Origin of the sequence: Bradyrhizobium stylosanthis (genome assembly GCF_001641335.1) — a bacterium.
In the GTDB taxonomy this organism is placed as follows: domain Bacteria; phylum Pseudomonadota; class Alphaproteobacteria; order Rhizobiales; family Xanthobacteraceae; genus Bradyrhizobium; species Bradyrhizobium stylosanthis.
Map to the genome: position 1 here is coordinate 776,508 of NZ_LVEM01000003.1, position 16,964 is coordinate 793,471.

Annotated in this window: 14 protein-coding genes; 2 read left to right on the forward strand and 12 right to left on the reverse strand. The window is 66.8% G+C overall.

Translation table 11 applies throughout. From position 1 onward, the window contains the following. Positions 1-4 precede the first annotated feature (4 nt). The 11 genes from murC to rsmH form a co-directional block, all read right to left on the reverse strand. Complete coding sequence (gene murC, locus A7X65_RS23405; protein ID WP_063690744.1) at positions 5-1,408, reverse strand: UDP-N-acetylmuramate--L-alanine ligase; 1,404 nt, start codon at positions 1,406-1,408, stop codon at positions 5-7. Between the two features lie 123 nt (positions 1,409-1,531). Next, positions 1,532-2,632 carry an undecaprenyldiphospho-muramoylpentapeptide beta-N-acetylglucosaminyltransferase gene (gene murG, locus A7X65_RS23410; RefSeq protein ID WP_063689325.1) on the reverse strand — a complete coding sequence of 367 codons (1,101 nt, stop codon included), beginning with the start codon at positions 2,630-2,632 and terminating at the stop codon, positions 1,532-1,534. 108 nt (positions 2,633-2,740) lie between these two features. Further along, positions 2,741-3,892, reverse strand: a complete 1,152-nt coding sequence (ftsW, locus tag A7X65_RS23415; RefSeq protein ID WP_063689327.1) for a putative lipid II flippase FtsW — start codon at positions 3,890-3,892, stop codon at positions 2,741-2,743. A 242-nt stretch (positions 3,893-4,134) separates the two neighbouring features. Then, entirely contained in the window at positions 4,135-4,539 is a 405-nt protein-coding gene (locus A7X65_RS23420) for a hypothetical protein (RefSeq protein ID WP_063689328.1), read from the reverse strand. A 2-nt stretch (positions 4,540-4,541) separates the two neighbouring features. After that, on the reverse strand, positions 4,542-5,939 hold the full coding sequence (gene murD, locus A7X65_RS23425) for a UDP-N-acetylmuramoyl-L-alanine--D-glutamate ligase (RefSeq protein WP_063689335.1): 1,398 nt from the start codon (positions 5,937-5,939) through the stop codon (positions 4,542-4,544). 10 nt (positions 5,940-5,949) lie between these two features. Then, positions 5,950-7,053 (reverse strand): phospho-N-acetylmuramoyl-pentapeptide-transferase, encoded by a 1,104-nt coding sequence (gene mraY / locus A7X65_RS23430; protein ID WP_063689338.1) that lies wholly within the window; start codon positions 7,051-7,053, stop codon positions 5,950-5,952. 157 nt (positions 7,054-7,210) lie between these two features. Beyond that, on the reverse strand, positions 7,211-8,590 hold the full coding sequence (locus A7X65_RS23435; protein WP_063689341.1) for a UDP-N-acetylmuramoyl-tripeptide--D-alanyl-D-alanine ligase: 1,380 nt from the start codon (positions 8,588-8,590) through the stop codon (positions 7,211-7,213). Next, a complete protein-coding gene (locus tag A7X65_RS23440; RefSeq protein WP_063690745.1) occupies positions 8,587-10,059 on the reverse strand; it encodes a UDP-N-acetylmuramoyl-L-alanyl-D-glutamate--2,6-diaminopimelate ligase in 1,473 nt (490 codons plus the stop codon). The genes A7X65_RS23435 and A7X65_RS23440 overlap by 4 nt, the downstream gene beginning before the upstream one ends. Before the next feature lie 84 nt (positions 10,060-10,143). After that, on the reverse strand, positions 10,144-11,895 hold the full coding sequence (locus A7X65_RS23445) for a peptidoglycan D,D-transpeptidase FtsI family protein (protein ID WP_063689344.1): 1,752 nt from the start codon (positions 11,893-11,895) through the stop codon (positions 10,144-10,146). Further along, complete coding sequence (gene ftsL / locus A7X65_RS23450; RefSeq protein ID WP_063689346.1) at positions 11,892-12,284, reverse strand: cell division protein FtsL; 393 nt, start codon at positions 12,282-12,284, stop codon at positions 11,892-11,894. The genes A7X65_RS23445 and ftsL overlap by 4 nt, the downstream gene beginning before the upstream one ends. 3 nt (positions 12,285-12,287) lie before the next feature. Next, complete coding sequence (gene rsmH, locus A7X65_RS23455) at positions 12,288-13,277, reverse strand: 16S rRNA (cytosine(1402)-N(4))-methyltransferase RsmH (RefSeq protein ID WP_063689348.1); 990 nt, start codon at positions 13,275-13,277, stop codon at positions 12,288-12,290. Positions 13,278-13,719: 442 nt separating this feature from the next. Here rsmH and A7X65_RS23460 point away from each other — a divergent pair, with 442 nt between their 5' ends. Both A7X65_RS23460 and A7X65_RS23465 read left to right on the forward strand, forming a co-directional pair. Then, on the forward strand, positions 13,720-14,577 hold the full coding sequence (locus A7X65_RS23460; protein ID WP_186467529.1) for an N-acetylmuramoyl-L-alanine amidase: 858 nt from the start codon (positions 13,720-13,722) through the stop codon (positions 14,575-14,577). A gap of 131 nt (positions 14,578-14,708) precedes the next feature. Next, complete coding sequence (locus A7X65_RS23465) at positions 14,709-15,731, forward strand: D-cysteine desulfhydrase family protein (protein ID WP_063689350.1); 1,023 nt, start codon at positions 14,709-14,711, stop codon at positions 15,729-15,731. Here the strand turns inward: A7X65_RS23465 and A7X65_RS23470 are convergent. Next, positions 15,728-16,960, reverse strand: coding sequence for an RNA polymerase sigma factor (locus A7X65_RS23470; RefSeq protein ID WP_063689352.1), 1,233 nt, complete (start codon positions 16,958-16,960; stop codon positions 15,728-15,730). The two genes, A7X65_RS23465 and A7X65_RS23470, sit on opposite strands and share 4 nt — an antisense overlap. Between the last annotated feature and the right edge of the window lie 4 nt (positions 16,961-16,964).

Here is a 16,964-nt window from a genome sequence, read left to right on the forward strand (position 1 = left end):
CGCCCTACCCCAGCGCCTTCAACTGGTCCGGCAGCGCATACGCCCATTGCGTGATGTTGCCGGCGCCGAGGCACACGACGAGATCGCCGGACTTTGCGAGCCCCTTGACGATCCCTGCAAGCTCCGGCGCCGTCGGCAGCGGCACCACTTCGCGATGCCCATGCGCACGCAGGCCCGCGACGAAATGATCGCGGTCGATGCCGTCGATCGGCGCTTCGCCGGCGGCATAGACGTCGGCGACGACAACCGCATCCGCGTCGTTGAAACAGGTGCAGAATTCCTCGAACAGCGATTGCAGGCGGGTGTAGCGATGCGGTTGCACCACGGCGATGATCTTGCCGTTGGTGGATTCGCGTGCCGCCTTCAGCACCGCCGCGATCTCGACGGGATGATGGCCGTAATCGTCGATCACGGTCACGCCGTTCCACTCGCCTGTCTTGGTGAAGCGGCGTTTGACGCCGCCGAAGCCGGCGATCGCCTTGCGGATCGCTTCGTCCGATACGCCGAGCTCGCGCGCGACCGCGATCGCGGCCGTCGCGTTGGAGGCGTTGTGGCGGCCCGGCATCGGCAACATCAAATCCGGGATCTCGTGCACGGCCCCGGTCTTGCGATCGCGGAACGCGACCTTGAATTTGGAGCCCCCGCCCATCGGTGTGAGATCGACGAACCGCACGTCGGCCTGSGGATTCTCGCCATAGGTGATGATGCGGCGATCCTCGATCTTGCCGACGAGGGTCTGCACCACGGGATGATCGATGCACATCACGGCAAAACCGTAGAACGGCAGGTTCTCGACGAAGTGACGGAACGCATCCTGCACCGCCTCGAAGGTCTTGAAGTGATCGAGATGCTCGGGATCGACATTGGTGACGATCGCGACATCGGTCGGCAGCTTGAGGAAGGTGCCGTCGCTCTCGTCGGCCTCGACCACCATCCAGTCGCCGGCGCCGAGCCGCGCGTTGGAGCCATAGGCGTTGATGATGCCGCCGTTGATCACGGTCGGATCGAGCCCGCCGGCATCGAGCAGCGTTGCGACCATCGTGGTCGTCGTGGTCTTGCCGTGGGTGCCGGCGATGGCGACGCAGCTCTTCAGCCGCATCAGCTCGGCCAGCATCTCGGCGCGGCGCACCACGGGAATGCGGCGCTCGCGCGCCGCCATCAGTTCCGGATTGTCGCGCTTGATCGCGGTGGAGACGACGACGACCTCGGCGCCGTCGACATTCTCGGCCTTGTGGCCGACCGACACCTTCGCGCCCTTCTTGCGCAGGCGATCGAGATTGTAATTGTCGGAGGCGTCCGAGCCCTGCACGGCATAGCCGAGATTGACCAGCACCTCGGCGATCCCACTCATGCCGATCCCGCCGATCCCGACGAAGTGGATGGGTCCGATCTCGCGCGGCAGTCTCATGCTCTGTTCCCTGACCTTGCCGCCGGAAAGGCGGCATCTGGCGAAGGTCACGGCCAAATCAGCCGCGCGCCCTTTCCTACTGGATGCCCCGCTTTAGAAGGCGATGACAAGGGCTTTTTCGCGTCAGATTCCCGCGACTTTGGCCACCAGATCGGCCAGCCGCTCGGCGGCGTCGAGCCGCCCTGCCCCCTTTGCGGCCGCGGCCATGGCGGTGAGGCGCGCCGGCTCGGCGGCAAAGGCGGAGATCTCGGACGCCAGCCGGTCCGAGGTGAACTCGGTCTGCGGGATGCGGACCGCACCATCCACCTTGGCCAGCACGCCGGCATTGGCGAACTGGTCCTGGTCGATCGCGCCGGGCAGCGGCACGAGGATCGAGGGCCGCCCGATCGCGGCGAGTTCAGCGACGGTGCCGGCACCGGAGCGCGACACCACCAGATGATTGGCGGCGAGCCGCGCCGGCAAATCGGTGAAGAACGGTGCGAGCTCGAACTTGATCTTGAGCTTGTCGTAGACCGCGCGGACACGCGCCATGTCTTCGTCGCGGACCTGCTGGGTCAGGACGAGCCGGCTCCACAGCGCAGGCTCGAGCCGCTCGATCGCGCCCGGCACGATGTCGGCCATGATGCGCGCGCCCTGGCTGCCGCCGACGACGAGCAGGCGCAGCGGACCGTTCATTTCGGGCGCGGCATAAGGCACCGCAGCCGCGGCGAGCACCGCCGGACGCATCGGCGTGCCGACGGTCGTGGTCTTCCCGGCCAGCGCGGGATCGCGGTCGAGCACGCCGGGCAGCGACGTCGCGATGGCGTTGACGCGGCTCGACAGAAATCGGTTGGCGCGGCCGAGCACGGCATTGGCATCGTGGATGATGCCGGGCACGCCGGCGTATTTTGCCGCAACCAGCGGCGGCAGCGTCGGGTAGCCGCCGAAGCCGATCACCGCGACGGGCTTGAGCCGCTTGATCAGGCGATAGGCCGAGAGCGTCCCCGCCGCCAGCGTGAGGCCGGCATAGGCAAGCTGCAACGGATTTCGTCCGCGCGCGGTCTCGCTCGAGACGACGTCGATCATGTCCTTGCTGAACAGCCCGCTATAGCGCAGCGCACGCTCGTCGGTGACGAGGCGGACGCGAAAGCCGCGCCGGATCAACTCGACGCCGAGCGCCTCGGCCGGAAACAAATGGCCGCCGGTGCCGCCCGCGGCGAGAAGAATCAGGGGGGAAGTGTCCATGGATAGGCCTTTTACAAGGTCTTTCCCGTCATTGCGAGCGAAGCGAAGCAATCCAGAATGCCCCAGCAGAGACAGACTGGATTGCTTCGCTTCGCTCGCAATGACGACTTAGGCGTAGCTCCGCATCGCCTCGGCGTGGCCGCTGGCCTCGACCTCGGTGCGCGGGCGCAGCCGCGTCAGGGCCAGCATCATGCCGACGCCATAGGCGAGCGACACGATCGAGGAACCGCCATAAGAGATGAACGGCAGCGTCATGCCCTTGGCGGGGATCAGCTGCAGGTTCACCGACATGTTGATCGCGGCCTGCACGCCGAACAGGATCGCAAGGCCGGAAGCCGCGAAGCGCGAGAACATGTCCTCATTGGCATAAGCGCGCGACAGCGTGCGGATGACGACGAAGGCGAACAGCGCCAGCATGGCCAGGCACAGGATGATGCCGAATTCTTCGGCCGCGACCGCGAACACGAAGTCGGTGTGGCTGTCCGGCAGGCTGCGCTTGGCAATGCCCTCGCCCGGCCCGAGGCCGAACCAGCCGCCGTTGTAGAAGGCTTCCATGGCGGTATCGACCTGGAAGGTGTCGCCGGAGGCCGGGTTCATGAAGCGCTTGATGCGACCGGCCACGTGCGGGACGAACAGGTAGGCGCTGAACAGGCCGGCGGCGCCGAGGCCGGCAAGGCCGAACACCCAGATCATGCGCATGCCCGCGATGAAGAACAGCGAGCCCCACACCATCAGGATCAGCATGGTCTGGCCGAAGTCCGGCTCCATGACCAGCAGCGAGACCAGCATCAGCAGCAGCACCAGCGCCATCGAGGTCGCCGGCATTTCCGGCCGCTTGGTGGATTCCGCAAACAGCCAGGCGGCGATGACGACGAAGGACGGCTTTGCGATTTCGGACGCCTGGATGTTGACGCCGAGCAGCGTGATCCAGCGCCGCGAGCCCTTCACCTCGGGGCCGATCGCGAGCGTCAGCACGATCAGGATGATGCTGGCCGCGAAGATGATGAGCGCCGAGCGGCGGATCGCGCGCGGCGAGAGGAAGGACACCCCGAGCAGCACCAGGCAGGACGGGAGGAGGAACATCACGTGGCGGCTGAAGAAATGAAACGGGTCGAGCCCGATGCGGGTCGCAACCGGCGGGCTCGCCGCCAGCGACAGGATTACGCCGGTCAGCATCAAGCCCAGGATGGCGCCCATCAGCGGCTTGTCGACGGTCCACCACCACTCGGAAAAGGGGGTGCGTTCTTCACGGGAGAGCATGGGCGGCCGCTTTCGGACAGAGGTCCGTCCATTGGTCGCCGAGGTTGGTTACCGCAAGGTTAAGGAAACGCCGATGTTTGGATTTGTAGGATGGGTAGAGCGAAGCGAAACCCATCAATTCCACGGGAGAGATGGGCTTCGCTTCGCTCTACCCATCCTACTGCTCTCGCTGCGCAGCAGCGTTGCCCGCTGCAGCGCGTCCGGGACACGGGAGTGCCACGTGACCGAGCCTCCCCGCCGCCCTACTCGTAATTGATCGCCACATCTCCCGCACGCTGATCGCGCTTGTAGACCTGCTCGGGACCGGGGATGAATCCGATTCTGACCGCCCGCTCGCTGCTCCAGGCGACGACGACGTCAAGATGCCCGCGCACGCTGACAAAAGTCGGCGTGCTCTCAGGCGAGAAATTCCGGCCGCGCGCCAGGATGCTGGCTTGCGTGCTGTCGGGCACCGTGGCTCCGCACGACTTCCAGACCACGACGACGAGCTGGCTGCCATTTGGCGAGGCGAACGCGCGCTGGCGAACGACGCGGCAGGCGCCGAATCCGCTCATGACGCTGTCAATGAGGACGACAAACAGGAAGCCCGCAACGACCGGAACGGCAAGCACAGCGGCGCCAATCCAGATCCAGCGTCGCCGCGACATCCTCACACCACCGGCTTCACACCCGGCAGCGCCTGCACCAGCTCGCGGAACTTGGCACCGCGGATCTCGAAGTTGCGGTACTGGTCGAAGGACGCGCAGGCGGGTGACAGCAGCACCACAGCATCCGTAAGCCCCGACGCCTCCGCATCGCGTGCGGCGTGCTCGACGGCGACGTCGAGCGTCCCGCTGATCTCGTGCGCGACCGAGCCCAGCGTTCCCGAAAACTCCTGCGCGGCTTCGCCGATCAGATAGGCTTTCCGGATGCGCGGGAAATAGCCGGTCAGGCTGGTAATCCCGCCCGCCTTCGGCTTGCCGCCGGCAATCCAGAAAATATCGGCGAACGACGACAGCGCGTGCGCGGTGGCGTCGGCGTTGGTGCCCTTGGAGTCGTTGACGAACAGCACGTTGCCGCGGCGGCCGACCTGCTCCATGCGGTGCGCAAGGCCGGGAAAGCTGCGCAGGCCGTTCTGCAGCACATCGAGGCTGATGCCCATCGCGAGCGCGGCGGCGGCGGCGCAGGCCGCGTTCTGCGCATTGTGCAGGCCGCGCAGCGAGCCGATGCCGCCGAGCTTTGCAACCTCGCTGCGAGCGCCGCCCGAGCTGCGCACGATGTTGCCGTGCTCGAAGTAAATGCCGCTCGCCAGCGGATTCCTGACGGAGATGCGCACCACATTCTTGCCGGTACGATCGAGCCGGTCGGCGATGTCGCGGCAATAGCCGTCATCGACGCCGACGATCGAGGTGCCGCCCGCCTGCACGCCCGCGACGAGGCGCTCCTTCACCGCGGCGTAGTGCTCGATGGTACCGTGACGGTCGATATGGTCCTCGCTGACATTGAGCAGGATGCCGACGGAGGGATCGAGCGAGGGCGTGAGGTCGATCTGGTAGGACGACATCTCGATGACGTGGACGCGGCCCATGCGCGGCGGCTCCAGCGACAGGATCGCGGTGCCGATATTGCCGCCCATCTGGGTGTCGTAGCCGGCGACCTTGGTGAGATGCGCGATCAGCGCCGTGGTGGTCGACTTGCCGTTGGTGCCGGTGATGGCGACGAACGGCGCGTTCGGCGCGTGACGCCGCCGCTCACGGCAGAACAGCTCGATATCGCCGATCACCTCGACGCCGGCCTCGCGCGCCTTCAAGACGCTCCAATGCGGCACCGGATGGGTCAGCGGCACGCCGGGCGCGAGCACGAGCGCTGCGAAGTTCGCCCAGGAGACGTTGCGCAAGTCGGCGGTGATGAAACCGGCCTGCGCGGCCTTGGCGACGTTCTCCGCATTGTCGTCGGCGGCGATCACCTCGGCGCCGCCCGCCTTCAGCGCGTGGCAGGAGGCGAGCCCCGAGCCGCCGAGGCCGAACACCGCGACCGTCTTGCCGGCGAAGGATGTGACGGGGATCATCGCTTTACCGTCACCGCAGCTTCAGGGTGGAGAGGCCGGCGAGCGCCAGCATCACCGAGATGATCCAGAAGCGGATCACGATCTGCGGCTCGGTCCAGCCGAGCTGCTCGAAATGGTGATGGATCGGCGCCATCCGGAAGATGCGCTTTCCGGTGAGCTTGAACGACACCACCTGCACGATGACGGAGACCGCCTCCAGCACGAACAGGCCGCCGATCACCGCGAGCACGATCTCGTGCTTCACCGCGACCGCGATCGCGCCGAGCATGCCGCCGAGCGCGAGCGAGCCGGTATCGCCCATGAAGATCGAGGCCGGCGGCGCGTTGAACCAGAGGAAGCCGAGACCCGCGCCCAACAGCGCGCCGCAGAGCACCGCGAGCTCGCCGGTTCCTGCGACATATTTGATCTGGAGATAATCGGCGAACACCGCGTTGCCGGCGAGATAGGCGATCATCGCAAAGCTCGCGGTCGCGATCATCACGGGCACGATGGCGAGGCCGTCGAGGCCGTCGGTGAGGTTCACCGCATTGCCGGCACCGACGATGACGAAGGCACCGAAGATGACGAAGAACCAGCCGAAATGCAGCACTGTGTCCTTCAGGAAGGGGATCGTCAGCGCAGTCGAGGCGGGATCGCGGTTGAGGCGTACCAGCGCGTAGCAGGCGACCAGCGCGATCGCCGCTTCGATCAGCAGGCGCAGCTTGCCACCGAAGCCGGTCGTGGTCTGCTTGGTCACCTTGAGGTAATCGTCATAGAAGCCGACGAAACCGAAGCCGAGCGTCACGGCGAGCACGATCCAGACATACGGGTTGAGCGGATTGGCCCACAGCACGGTGCCGACCGTGAGGCCGGACAGGATCATCAGCCCGCCCATGGTGGGCGTGCCCTTCTTGCTGAGATGCGATTGCGGGCCGTCGGAGCGGATCGGCTGGCCCTTGCCCTGGCGGATGCGCAAATGGTCGATGATCCAGGGCCCGAACAGGAACACGAACAGCGCGCCGGTGACGACCGCGCCGCCGGTGCGGAAGGTGATGTAGCGGAAAACGTTCAGAAGGGTACGGAACGCACCCAGGCTCGGAAATGTGTTGGAGAGCTCGATCAGCCAGTAAAACATTCAGACGGTCCTATGGCGCCTTTCGCACGCGGTCTTGGCCCTCGGCCTCACCGTGCCTTACGCGCATTCGCTTCATCATGGGGTCGGGCGACCTCTGGGAAAACGGACGGCTTGGTGCCGTAAACGGCGGGATTGGGAACAGCGCCTTCCAAGCAGTTTACGCCTTTGCCTGCAAGGCGGCCACTAGGCCCGGCACAAACTTGTTGACCCAGAACATCTTCTTGCTGCCCTTGACAACCACGACATCGCCTGCCTGCAGCAGGTTCGCGATCTCGCTGGCTTTCAGCGTCGCGGGATCATCATGCCAGCCGAGGCCCTTGCCCGCCGGCAGCACGTCATAGAGATGACGCATCAGGGGGCCGACGCAATAGACGCCGTCGATGCCGTCGAGATGCTTGGCGAGAGCGGTGTGGTAGCTCGGTGCGTCATCGCCCAGTTCCAGCATGTCGCCCAGCACCGCGATCCGGCGGCCGCCGGTCATGTGGCGCGCCTGCAGGCTCTGCAGCGCAGCCGCCACGCTGGCAGGGTTGCCGTTGAAACTGTCGTCGATCACGGTGATGCCGCCGACCGCCTGCTCGACGCCGCGGCCGGTCATGATGCCGACGCGGTCGAGCTTGATTGCGAGCGTCGCCGCATCGAGATTCGCGGCCCGGATCGAGGCGAGCGCGGCCAGCGCATTCTGCACGCGGTGCGGCGCGCCCGGCGTCAGGCTAAAGGCGATCTCCTTCTTGCCGATCATGGCCACGATCTGCCAGCTCTCGCCGTGCGGCGCGTGCGCGACCTCGTGCACCTCGGCATGCTCGCCGAACCGCACCACCTTGCCCTTCCACTCCGACGCCTTGAGCCCGGCGGGCAAAACCAGCACGCCGTCCTCGGGCAGACCGAGCGCGATCGACACCTTCTCGCGGCGGATGGCTTCGAGCGAGCCGAGCTTCTCCAGATGCACCGGCTGGACGTTGACGACGAGCGCGACGGTCGGCCGCGTTAGCTCGCTGAGCCGCGCGATCTCGCCGGTCTGGTTCATGCCCATCTCGACGACCCACAGGCTGGCGTCTGGCTTCGCATTGCACAGCGTCAGCGGCACGCCCCAGAAATTGTTGAAGCTCGAGGGGCTGGCATAGGCGCCGGGATAGGCCGCCAGGAACTCCTTGGTGCTGGTCTTGCCGGCGCTGCCGGTGAGCCCGATCACGGGGCCGTTGAAGCGCGCGCGCGCGGCCCGCGCGAGGCCCCAGAGGCCGTCGATCAGGGTGTCCTTCACCACGATCTGGGGAATGCGGATGCCCGCGATCTCGTGCGGCACGATCATCGCGGCCGCGCCGGAAGCCTCCGCCTTGTCCGCGAATTCCCAGCCGTCGCGCGCACTGGCGAAGGCCGAGACGAAGCCGCCGCTCGGCGTGCCGCTCAGCGCGACGAACAGGCTGCCCGGTTTCACCAGGCGGCTGTCCTGGGTGACGAAGTCGATCGGCGTGTCGGGGAACGATCCGGCCACGCCCAGCGCACGCGCGACCTCGGCAACCGTCCAAATTGGCGCGCTCATGCAATCCTCGACGCTAGTGCGGCGGCAACCGCCTCGTGATCACTGAAGGGCAGCACCTCGCTGCCGACGATCTGCCCGGTCTCGTGGCCCTTGCCGGCGATGAGCAGTGCATCGCCGTCTTGCAGCTCGTCGATCGCAGTACGGATCGCCGCGGCACGGTCGCCGATCTCGCGGGCGCCCTTGGCAGTGGCAAGGATCGCAGCGCGGATCGCTTCCGGCTTCTCGCTGCGCGGATTGTCGTCGGTGATGATGACGCCGTCGGCATTGTCCGCCGCGATCTCGCCCATGATCGGCCGCTTGCCGACATCGCGATCGCCGCCGGCGCCGAACACGACGACCAGCCTGCGCTTCGCATAAGGCCGCAGCGCCTGCAGCGCCTTCACCAGCGCATCGGGCTTGTGCGCGTAATCGATGAAGATCGGCGCGCCGTTGCGCTCGCCGACGCGCTCGAGCCGCCCCTTGGCGCCTTCGAGATGTTCGAGGCGCGCAAACACCTTTGCGGCGTCGCTGCCGGTTCCGATGGCAAGTCCGGCCGACACCAGCGCGTTCTCGATCTGGAATTCGCCGACCAGCGGCAACCGGATCGCGTAGCCCTTGCCGCGATGCTGAACCGTGAGCTTTTGCGTGAAACCCTCGACCGTGGCCTCGGTGAGACGGATGCCCTCGCCTGCGCCGTCGCCGTTGCGCCCGACCGCCATGACGCGCAGCCCGCGGCCCTTCGCCGCTTCGATCGCTTCGGCCGAGCAATCGTGATCGGCCGAGATCACCGCTGCACCGCCTGGAGCGACCAGCTCGCGGAACAGCCTGAGCTTCGCGGCGAGGTAATGCGCGACGGTCTGATGGTAATCCATGTGATCGCGCGACAGATTGGTGAAGCCGCCGGCGGAGACGCGCACGCCGTCGAGCCGGTACTGATCGAGCCCGTGCGAGGACGCCTCGAAGGCGAGATGCGTGACGCCTTCGCGCGCGATCTCATCCAGCTGCCGGTGCAGCGCGATCGGATCCGGCGTCGTCAGCGAGCCATAGACGGTGCGCTTGGGCGAAACCAGGCCAATGGTTCCAATGCTGGCCGAGGCGTGCCCGAGCCGTTCCCAGATCTGGCGCGTGAAGGCCGCGACCGAAGTCTTGCCGCTGGTACCGGTCACCGCGGCGATGGTCGCTGGCTGCGAGGGGAAGAATCTTCCCGCGGCGAGCGCCAGCGCGCGGCGCGGATTGGCGACCGCGATGAACGGCACCTTGCACGCTTCAGGCGCGTGATCGCCGACCACGGCGACCGCACCTGCGGCAATGGCGGCATCGATGAAGCGGGCGCCGTCGGTCTTGCTGCCTGCCAGTGCGAAGAACAGATCCCCCGGCCTGACCGCACGGCTGTCGAGCGCAACGCCTGTGACCTCGAGCGCCGCCACGGCGGGCTCGATCGTGGCATCATTGCCTAGAACATCCTGACCTAGGAGGTCGCGCAGCTTCATGGTCTTCCAGTCGACACGCCGCGCCGGGGAAGCCGAATCGTCAGGAAAAGCCGAATCAGCACCGGCGATGGCCACTCCAGTTGATTACTGGGTTGTCCGGGATGCTGCAAGAATAAGGCGCTCGGACGGCGGCAGGTCGAATCGCGGCTCGACGCCCAGCAGCGGCGCGATGCGTTCGATCACCTTGCCGCCGGTCGGTACTGCGTTCCAGCCCGAGGTGATGAAACCCTTGGTTTCGGGGATCGCCTGCGGCTCGTCCAGCATGATCAGGATCTGATATTTCGGATCGTCGCAGGGCATGATGGCGGTGAACGAGTTCAGCACCCGCTTCTTGGCATAGCGGCCGTTGATGACCTTTTCCGACGTGCCGGTCTTGCCGCCGACGTAGTAGCCCTTCACGTCGGCTGTCTTGGCGGTGCCGATCTCGGCGTTGAGCCGCATCAGGAACCGCATCTTGTCGCTGGTCTCCGTCTTGATCACCTTCTTGGCCAGCGCCGCGGCCTCCTCGGGGGTGCGTTTCATGAAGGTCGGCGGAATCAGATAGCCGCCGTTCACCAGCGAGTTGATGCCCATCACCGCCTGCAGCGGCGCCACCGACATGCCCTGGCCGAAAGCGATGGTCACGGTATTCAGTTCGCCCCAGCGCCGAGGCACCAGCGGCGCCGCGCTCTCCGGCAGTTCGGTGCGCAGCCGCGTCAACTGCCCCATCTTGCCGAGGAACGCCTTGTGCGCCTCGACGCCCTGGCCGAGCGCGATCCGCGCAGCGCCGATGTTCGAGGAGTAGGTGAACACTTCCTTGGTGTTGATGAAGCGTCCGAGCGGGTGGCTGTCGTGGATGGTGAACTTGCCGTAGTGCAGGTTTCCGCGCGCATCCCACGACGTGTTCAGGTTGATCTTTCCGGAATCGAGCGCCATCGCCAGCGTGAACGCCTTGAAGGTCGAGCCCATCTCGTAGACGCCCGTCGTCAGGCGGTTGATGCGGTCGGGGTCGTGCGCTTCCTTCGGATTGTTCGGGTCGAAGTCCGGCAGCGAGACCATTGCGACGATCTCGCCGGTCTTGACGTTGGAGACGATGCCGGAGGCAGCCTTGGTGTGGTACTTCTCTTTGGCCTTGAGCAGCTCGTCGCGCAGCGCGTGCTCGACGCGCAGATCGATCGACAGCTCGATCGGCTTCTGCAGACGGTCGGTGGCAAAGCCGGCGCGGTGGAGATCGGCGAGGCCCTGATTGTCGAGCCACTTCTCCATGCCGGCGATGCCCTGGTTGTCGATGTTGACGAGACCGATGAGGTGGGCGACCTCGTTGCCGGTCGGATAGACGCGCTTGTTCTCGCGCAGGAAGCCGATGCCGGGAATGCCGAGCTTGTGGATGTCCTGCTGCTGCTTCGCCGTGACTTCGCGCTTGAGCCAGACGAAGCCCTTGCGCGTCCTCAACCGCTCGCGCACCTCGGCCTCGTCGAGGTCGGGCACGGTCGCGGTCAGAAGCTCGATCGCCTCGTCCTTGTCGATGATGCGGCGCGGCTCGCCGAACAGGCTCGCCGCCTTGACGTCGGTCGCAAGGATGGCGCCGTTGCGGTCGACGATGTCGGGCCGCGCGGTCGCAACCACCTCCTGCGACGCCGCGCGGCGCGCACTGTGGGCGTCGGCACCGATCGCGAACATCACGAGCCGGCCGCCGATCAGGACGTAGACCGAGGTGAAGGCGAGCATGGCAAGGCCGACGCGGGCGCGCGCCTTGGCGGCGCGATCGACATTGCGCCCGTAGAGCAGGCTGCGGATCAGCCGTTGCCGCCAGGGTTCGATCGGCTTTTCGGTGGGTTTTGCAGGCACCGGGCTCATTGCTTGTCCTCGGGCTGAGGCACGGAGCCCGTTACGGTGTCAGGATCGCTCGCGGCTTCGATGGTGTTGAGCATGGCCCCGATCGGATCGGGCTCGCCGGGCCTGAACATCCGCGGCGGACGCTCGGGCAGATTCTTCAGCGAGTCATATTGCGTGCCGTTGACCGGCTTGAGCGGCAGGTGCCGCTCGGACAAGCCCTGCAGGCGCAGGGGCGCATCGAGCTTGGCCCATTCCGAGCGCAGCGCCGCGATCGCGTCGCGCTGCTCGCGGATCTCCGCGTGCAGCCGCAGCACCTTCTCGGTGCGCGCCGTGGAATCCATCTTGATCCGGTAGACATAGGCCGCCGCGAAGATCAGCGCGCCGATGACGAGGAGGTGGATGATGCGCATGCGCTAGCCTCCCCTCATCACGTCGGCGAGCCTTGGCCAGGACGATTGTTCGTCGTCGCGGTGCGCCGGCGCCGACGTGCGCTCGGCGGCGCGCAGCTTGGCGGAGCGCGCGCGCGGATTGTTTGCGACTTCCTCGTCGCCGGCAATCACGGGCCGCCGCGTCAGCAGCTGGAAGCTCGGCGCGGTCTGCGCCATCTCCGGCAAGTGACGCGAGCCGCCGCCGGTTTTGGAACGTTCGCCCAGGAAATTCTTGACGATGCGGTCTTCCAGCGAATGGAACGAGACGACGACGAGACGGCCGCCGGGCTTGAGCACGCGCTCGGCTGCCGCGAGCGCGGTCTGGAGCTCGTCGAGCTCTTCGTTGACCAGGATGCGCAGAGCCTGGAACGTCCGCGTCGCCGGATGGATGTCGCCGGGCTTCGAGCGCACGATCCGGCCGATGAGATCGGCGAGCGCGCGCGTCGTCGTGAACGGCGTCTCCTGGCGGTCCGCGACGATGGCGCGCGCGATGCGGCGCGACTGCCGCTCCTCGCCGAAGAGATAGATGACGTCGGCGAGATCGCCTTCCGAGGCGCGCGCGACCACGTCGGCCGCGGTAGGCCCGGTCTGCGCCATGCGCATGTCGAGCGGACCGTCGAGGCGGAAGGAGAAGCCGCGGCCGGCCTGGTCGAGCTGCATCGAGGACACCCCGACATCCATCACGACGCCGTCCACGCCATCGACGCCGTGCGCCGCGCAGACTTCGGCGAGGTGGGAGAAGCGGTCCTCGACCAGCGTCAGCCGTCCGGCGGACCGCTCGACCAGCTCGGCGCCACCCGCAATCGCGGTGCGGTCGCGGTCGATGGCAATGAGGCGGGTTCCCGGCACATCGAGAATGGCGCGGCTGTAGCCGCCGGCGCCGAAGGTGGCGTCGACATAGATACCGCCGTCGCGCGGGGCGAGATGATCGATCGCCTCGCGGCCGAGCACGGGAATGTGAGGAGCGGAGCTCATGGGCCGCGCCTTCCGGCACAAGGCCTGCCGAACGACCACGCCTGATCGGGGGCGAACCAGCCCATAATGCCTCGAATGATTCCGCGTCGCGGCGGTTCCACGACCAAGCCCCAGTCCAACATGGTTACCGAGCCCGGTCGTCCCGGGCGGCAAACCCAGAGTTCCCAGCGGAATTTGTCGGGCAGCCATGGGATTTCGAGCCAAAATACGCTTTGGCCGCCTCCGGACGCGGGTCGGCTCTTCATCCCTCAGTAACGGCCCTTAGCGTTAAGAAAGCGTTGATCGGGTGGCGACAACTCGAAAAGGTGACGTGCCGGTGATGCGTCATCCACACACCGGCGCAAAATGCATCCGTTAACCTCGTCGCGCGATTGCGTCCGGCGGAGGGTAAAGGAATAGTAAAGAGAAGGGCTTGGCCCACTCTCGTCCGATTTGAGCTGTCATGCCGTCCGGTTCGTCCACACCGTCTGATTCGAAGCGTCAGCGCGTTCTCCCGGTTCCCAAGGCCGCGGCGAGCATGCGGACGTTCGAGCCGGATTCCTCGATCGTCTCCGACATCATCCCGTCGCCCAATTACGGCGAGCGCAACAAGGGACGGCAGCCGGACATGATCCTGCTGCACTACACCGGCATGCCCGACGTCGAGGGCGCGCTGGCGCGGCTTTGCACGGCGGGCACCGAAGTATCGGCGCATTATGTCGTGCTGGAGGATGGCCGCATCGTGCAATGCGTGTCCGAGGCCAAGCGCGCTTGGCATGCCGGCGTCTCGTCCTGGGCCGGCGAGGACGACATCAATTCCTGCTCGATCGGCATCGAGATCATCAATCGCGGCCACGACTGGGGCTACCCGGAATACCCGCTGCGCCAGATCGCCGCCGTGATCGCGTTGTGCCGCGGCATCATGCTCCGCCGCAAGGTGCCCTCACACCGGGTGCTCGGCCATTCCGACGTCGCGCCAGCGCGCAAGAAGGATCCCGGCGAAAAGTTTCCGTGGCATTCGCTGGCCAATTCCGGCGTCGGACATTGGGTGACGCCTGCGCCGGTCGTGCGCGGCGAGACCCTGATGCTCGGCACCATCAGCGACGCGGTGCTGAGCATGCAGCAGGCGCTCGCAAAATACGGCTATGGCGTGCCGCTGACCGGCAAATACGATGCCGCGACCATGGAGGTCGTCACCGCCTTCCAGCGCCACTTCCGCCCGGCGCGGCTGGACGGCGTCGCCGACCATTCCACGCTCTCGACCTTGCAGGCGCTGCTGGCAAGCCTGCCCGCGGAAGAAACGGCGGTCGCGTCGAAGTGAGGCTCTTGCGCTTCGTCGCGACAAGAATTCCATTTCCGCAGTTCGCTCGAAAGTGATCGATCGATCGTCGCTGCAACTCCCGGCGCCGGGCTATTGTCCGACGATCGGCGGGATGCAGGACGAACGACACGATGCAGATTGATCGCAAGCTGCTGATTGACCGCCTCGCCGCCTTTCCGCGCCTGGGCCTCGCCGATCTTCCCACGCCGCTCGAACCGATGAAGCGGCTGACGGCCCATCTCTGCGGGCCGCGGCTGTGGATCAAGCGCGACGACGCGACCGGGCTCGGCTTCGGCGGCAACAAGCTGCGCAAGCTCGACTACGTCCTGCACGATGCCGTCTCAAACGGCGCCGACACGATCGTCTCGGGCGGCGTCGTGCAATCGAACAGCCAGCGGCAGGTCGCGGCGGTTGCCGCCAAGCTTGGCCTGCCCTGTCATCTGGCCGTCTATCACGGCCGGCTTGCGCCGCCGACGCCGGAATACGAGACCTCGGGCAATGCCTTTCTCAATCGGCTGTTCGGCGCGCAACTGCATGACGTGCCCTGGACCGGCGATCGCAATGCCGCCATCCGCGCGCTCGTCGACGATCTGCGGGCGCAAGGGCGCAAGCCGTATTTCGTGCCTTACGGCGTTTCGAACGCACTCGGAGCAGTCGCTTACGCCACGACGATCTGCGAAATCGAGCAGCAGGCGGCGCGGTCGGGGTTCAAGCCGGCCGCGATCGTGCATTGCACCGGAAGTGCCGGCACGCAGGCCGGTCTCGTCGTCGGCGCGGCCGCAGCCATGCCGGACACGCGCATCGTCGGGATCGACATCGATGCGGAGCCCGCGCGGGTTCGCTCCGACGTGGTCGCCCTTGCGCGACAGGCGGCGGACCTGCTCGGCGTCGGCTTCGACGATGCCATCGTGGAAGTGGTCGCCGGCCATGCCGGACCAGCCTATGGGGTACCGCACGAGGCCACGATAGAGGCCATCCGGCTGGCGGGACAATCCGAGGCGCTCGTGCTTGACCCCGTCTATTCGGGCAAAGGGCTGGCGGGCCTGATCGCGATGATCCGCCAGGGGCGTTGGCGCAACGACGAGGACGTCATTTTCCTGCACACGGGCGGCGCGCCCGCCCTGTTCGCGTACCAAAGCGCGCTCGGCATCTAGCCCATCTCCCTCATCCGCCGCGCATAGAGCCGCCGCAACGGCTCGAGCTGCGTCGTCTCCGTCGCCGCACGATAGGCCGCGCGCGCCTCCTCCTTTCGGCCCAGCCGCCGCAACAGATCCGCGCGCACCGCGGGCAGCAGCTCGTAGCCATCGAGCCCGCCGCGCGCGGTGATCGCATCGACGAGGTCGAGCGCGCGCGCGGGGCCGTCGACCATCGACACTGCCGCGGCATGATTGAGCTCGATCACCGGCGACGGGTTGAGACGCAGCAGCACCTCGTAGAGCCCGGCGATCTGCGGCCAGTCGGTCGCCTCGAAGCTCGGCGCCCGCGCATGCAGCGCGGCGATCGCGGCCTGCACCGCATAGGCCTGCGGCCGCCCGGGCATGCGCAAGGCATCGTCCACCAGACGCAGGCCCGCCTCGATCTGCGCGCGATCCCACAGCGCGCGGTCCTGCTCTTCCAGCAGCACGATGTCGCCGGCCGCTGTCTCCCGCCCGGCGCGCCGCGCATCGTGCAGCAGCATCAGGGCGAGCAGGCCCTCGATGCCGCTGCGACCGGGCATCAGGGCGTCGAGCAGGCGGCCGAGCCGGATGGCCTCGACCGCAAGATCGGGCCGCATCAAATCCGCGCCCGAGGTTGCGACATAGCCTTCGGTGAAGACGAGATAGATCACGGCGAGCACGCCATCGAGCCGCGGCGCCAGCGCGTCGCGCTCCGGCACCTCATAGGGGATGCCGGCCAGCCGGATCTTCTGCTTGGCGCGGACGAGGCGCTGCGCCATCGCCTCCTCGCTGACGAGGAAGGCGCGCGCGACCTGGGCGGTGGAGAGCCCGCAGACGGTGCGCAGCGTCAGCGCGACCTGGACCTCGGCTGCGAAGGCGGGATGGCAGCAGGTGAAGATCAGCCGCAGCATGTCGTCGTCGAGCATCGCCGGCGGCTCGTCGGCGACTTGCGCGTTCAGCTCGAGCTCATGCACCAGCGCCTGCTGCTTGCCGCGGAAGACGGCCTGGCGCCTGACGCGGTCGATCGCCTTGTGCTTGGCGACGTTGACCAGCCAGGCGCGCGGATTGTCGGGTCGCTCGCAGACCTGCCAGCGCTCGAGCGCCACCGCAAAGGCGTCCTGCAGCGCATCCTCGGCGAGATCGAAATCGCCGACGAGGCGGATCAGCGTGGCCAGCGCCCGCCCCGCCTCGTCGCGGAAAATCTTGTCGATCTCGTTTGGAGTCATGCGT

Bases quoted from the DNA above. Each gene is read 5' to 3' on its own strand.
- ftsL (WP_063689346.1), bottom strand. From the start codon at position 12,284: ATGCGCATCATCCACCTCCTCGTCATCGGCGCGCTGATCTTCGCGGCG.
- mraY (WP_063689338.1), bottom strand. From the start codon at position 7,053: ATGTTTTACTGGCTGATCGAGCTCTCCAACACATTTCCGAGCCTGGGT.
- A7X65_RS23460 (WP_186467529.1), top strand. From the start codon at position 13,720: ATGCCGTCCGGTTCGTCCACACCGTCTGATTCGAAGCGTCAGCGCGTT.
- murG (WP_063689325.1), bottom strand. From the start codon at position 2,632: ATGGACACTTCCCCCCTGATTCTTCTCGCCGCGGGCGGCACCGGCGGC.
- rsmH (WP_063689348.1), bottom strand. From the start codon at position 13,277: ATGAGCTCCGCTCCTCACATTCCCGTGCTCGGCCGCGAGGCGATCGAT.
- A7X65_RS23420 (WP_063689328.1), bottom strand. From the start codon at position 4,539: ATGTCGCGGCGACGCTGGATCTGGATTGGCGCCGCTGTGCTTGCCGTT.
- ftsW (WP_063689327.1), bottom strand. From the start codon at position 3,892: ATGCTCTCCCGTGAAGAACGCACCCCCTTTTCCGAGTGGTGGTGGACC.
- murD (WP_063689335.1), bottom strand. From the start codon at position 5,939: ATGATCCCCGTCACATCCTTCGCCGGCAAGACGGTCGCGGTGTTCGGC.
- A7X65_RS23445 (WP_063689344.1), bottom strand. From the start codon at position 11,895: ATGAGCCCGGTGCCTGCAAAACCCACCGAAAAGCCGATCGAACCCTGG.
- A7X65_RS23470 (WP_063689352.1), bottom strand. From the start codon at position 16,960: ATGACTCCAAACGAGATCGACAAGATTTTCCGCGACGAGGCGGGGCGG.
- A7X65_RS23440 (WP_063690745.1), bottom strand. From the start codon at position 10,059: ATGAAGCTGCGCGACCTCCTAGGTCAGGATGTTCTAGGCAATGATGCC.
- A7X65_RS23435 (WP_063689341.1), bottom strand. From the start codon at position 8,590: ATGAGCGCGCCAATTTGGACGGTTGCCGAGGTCGCGCGTGCGCTGGGC.
- A7X65_RS23465 (WP_063689350.1), top strand. From the start codon at position 14,709: ATGCAGATTGATCGCAAGCTGCTGATTGACCGCCTCGCCGCCTTTCCG.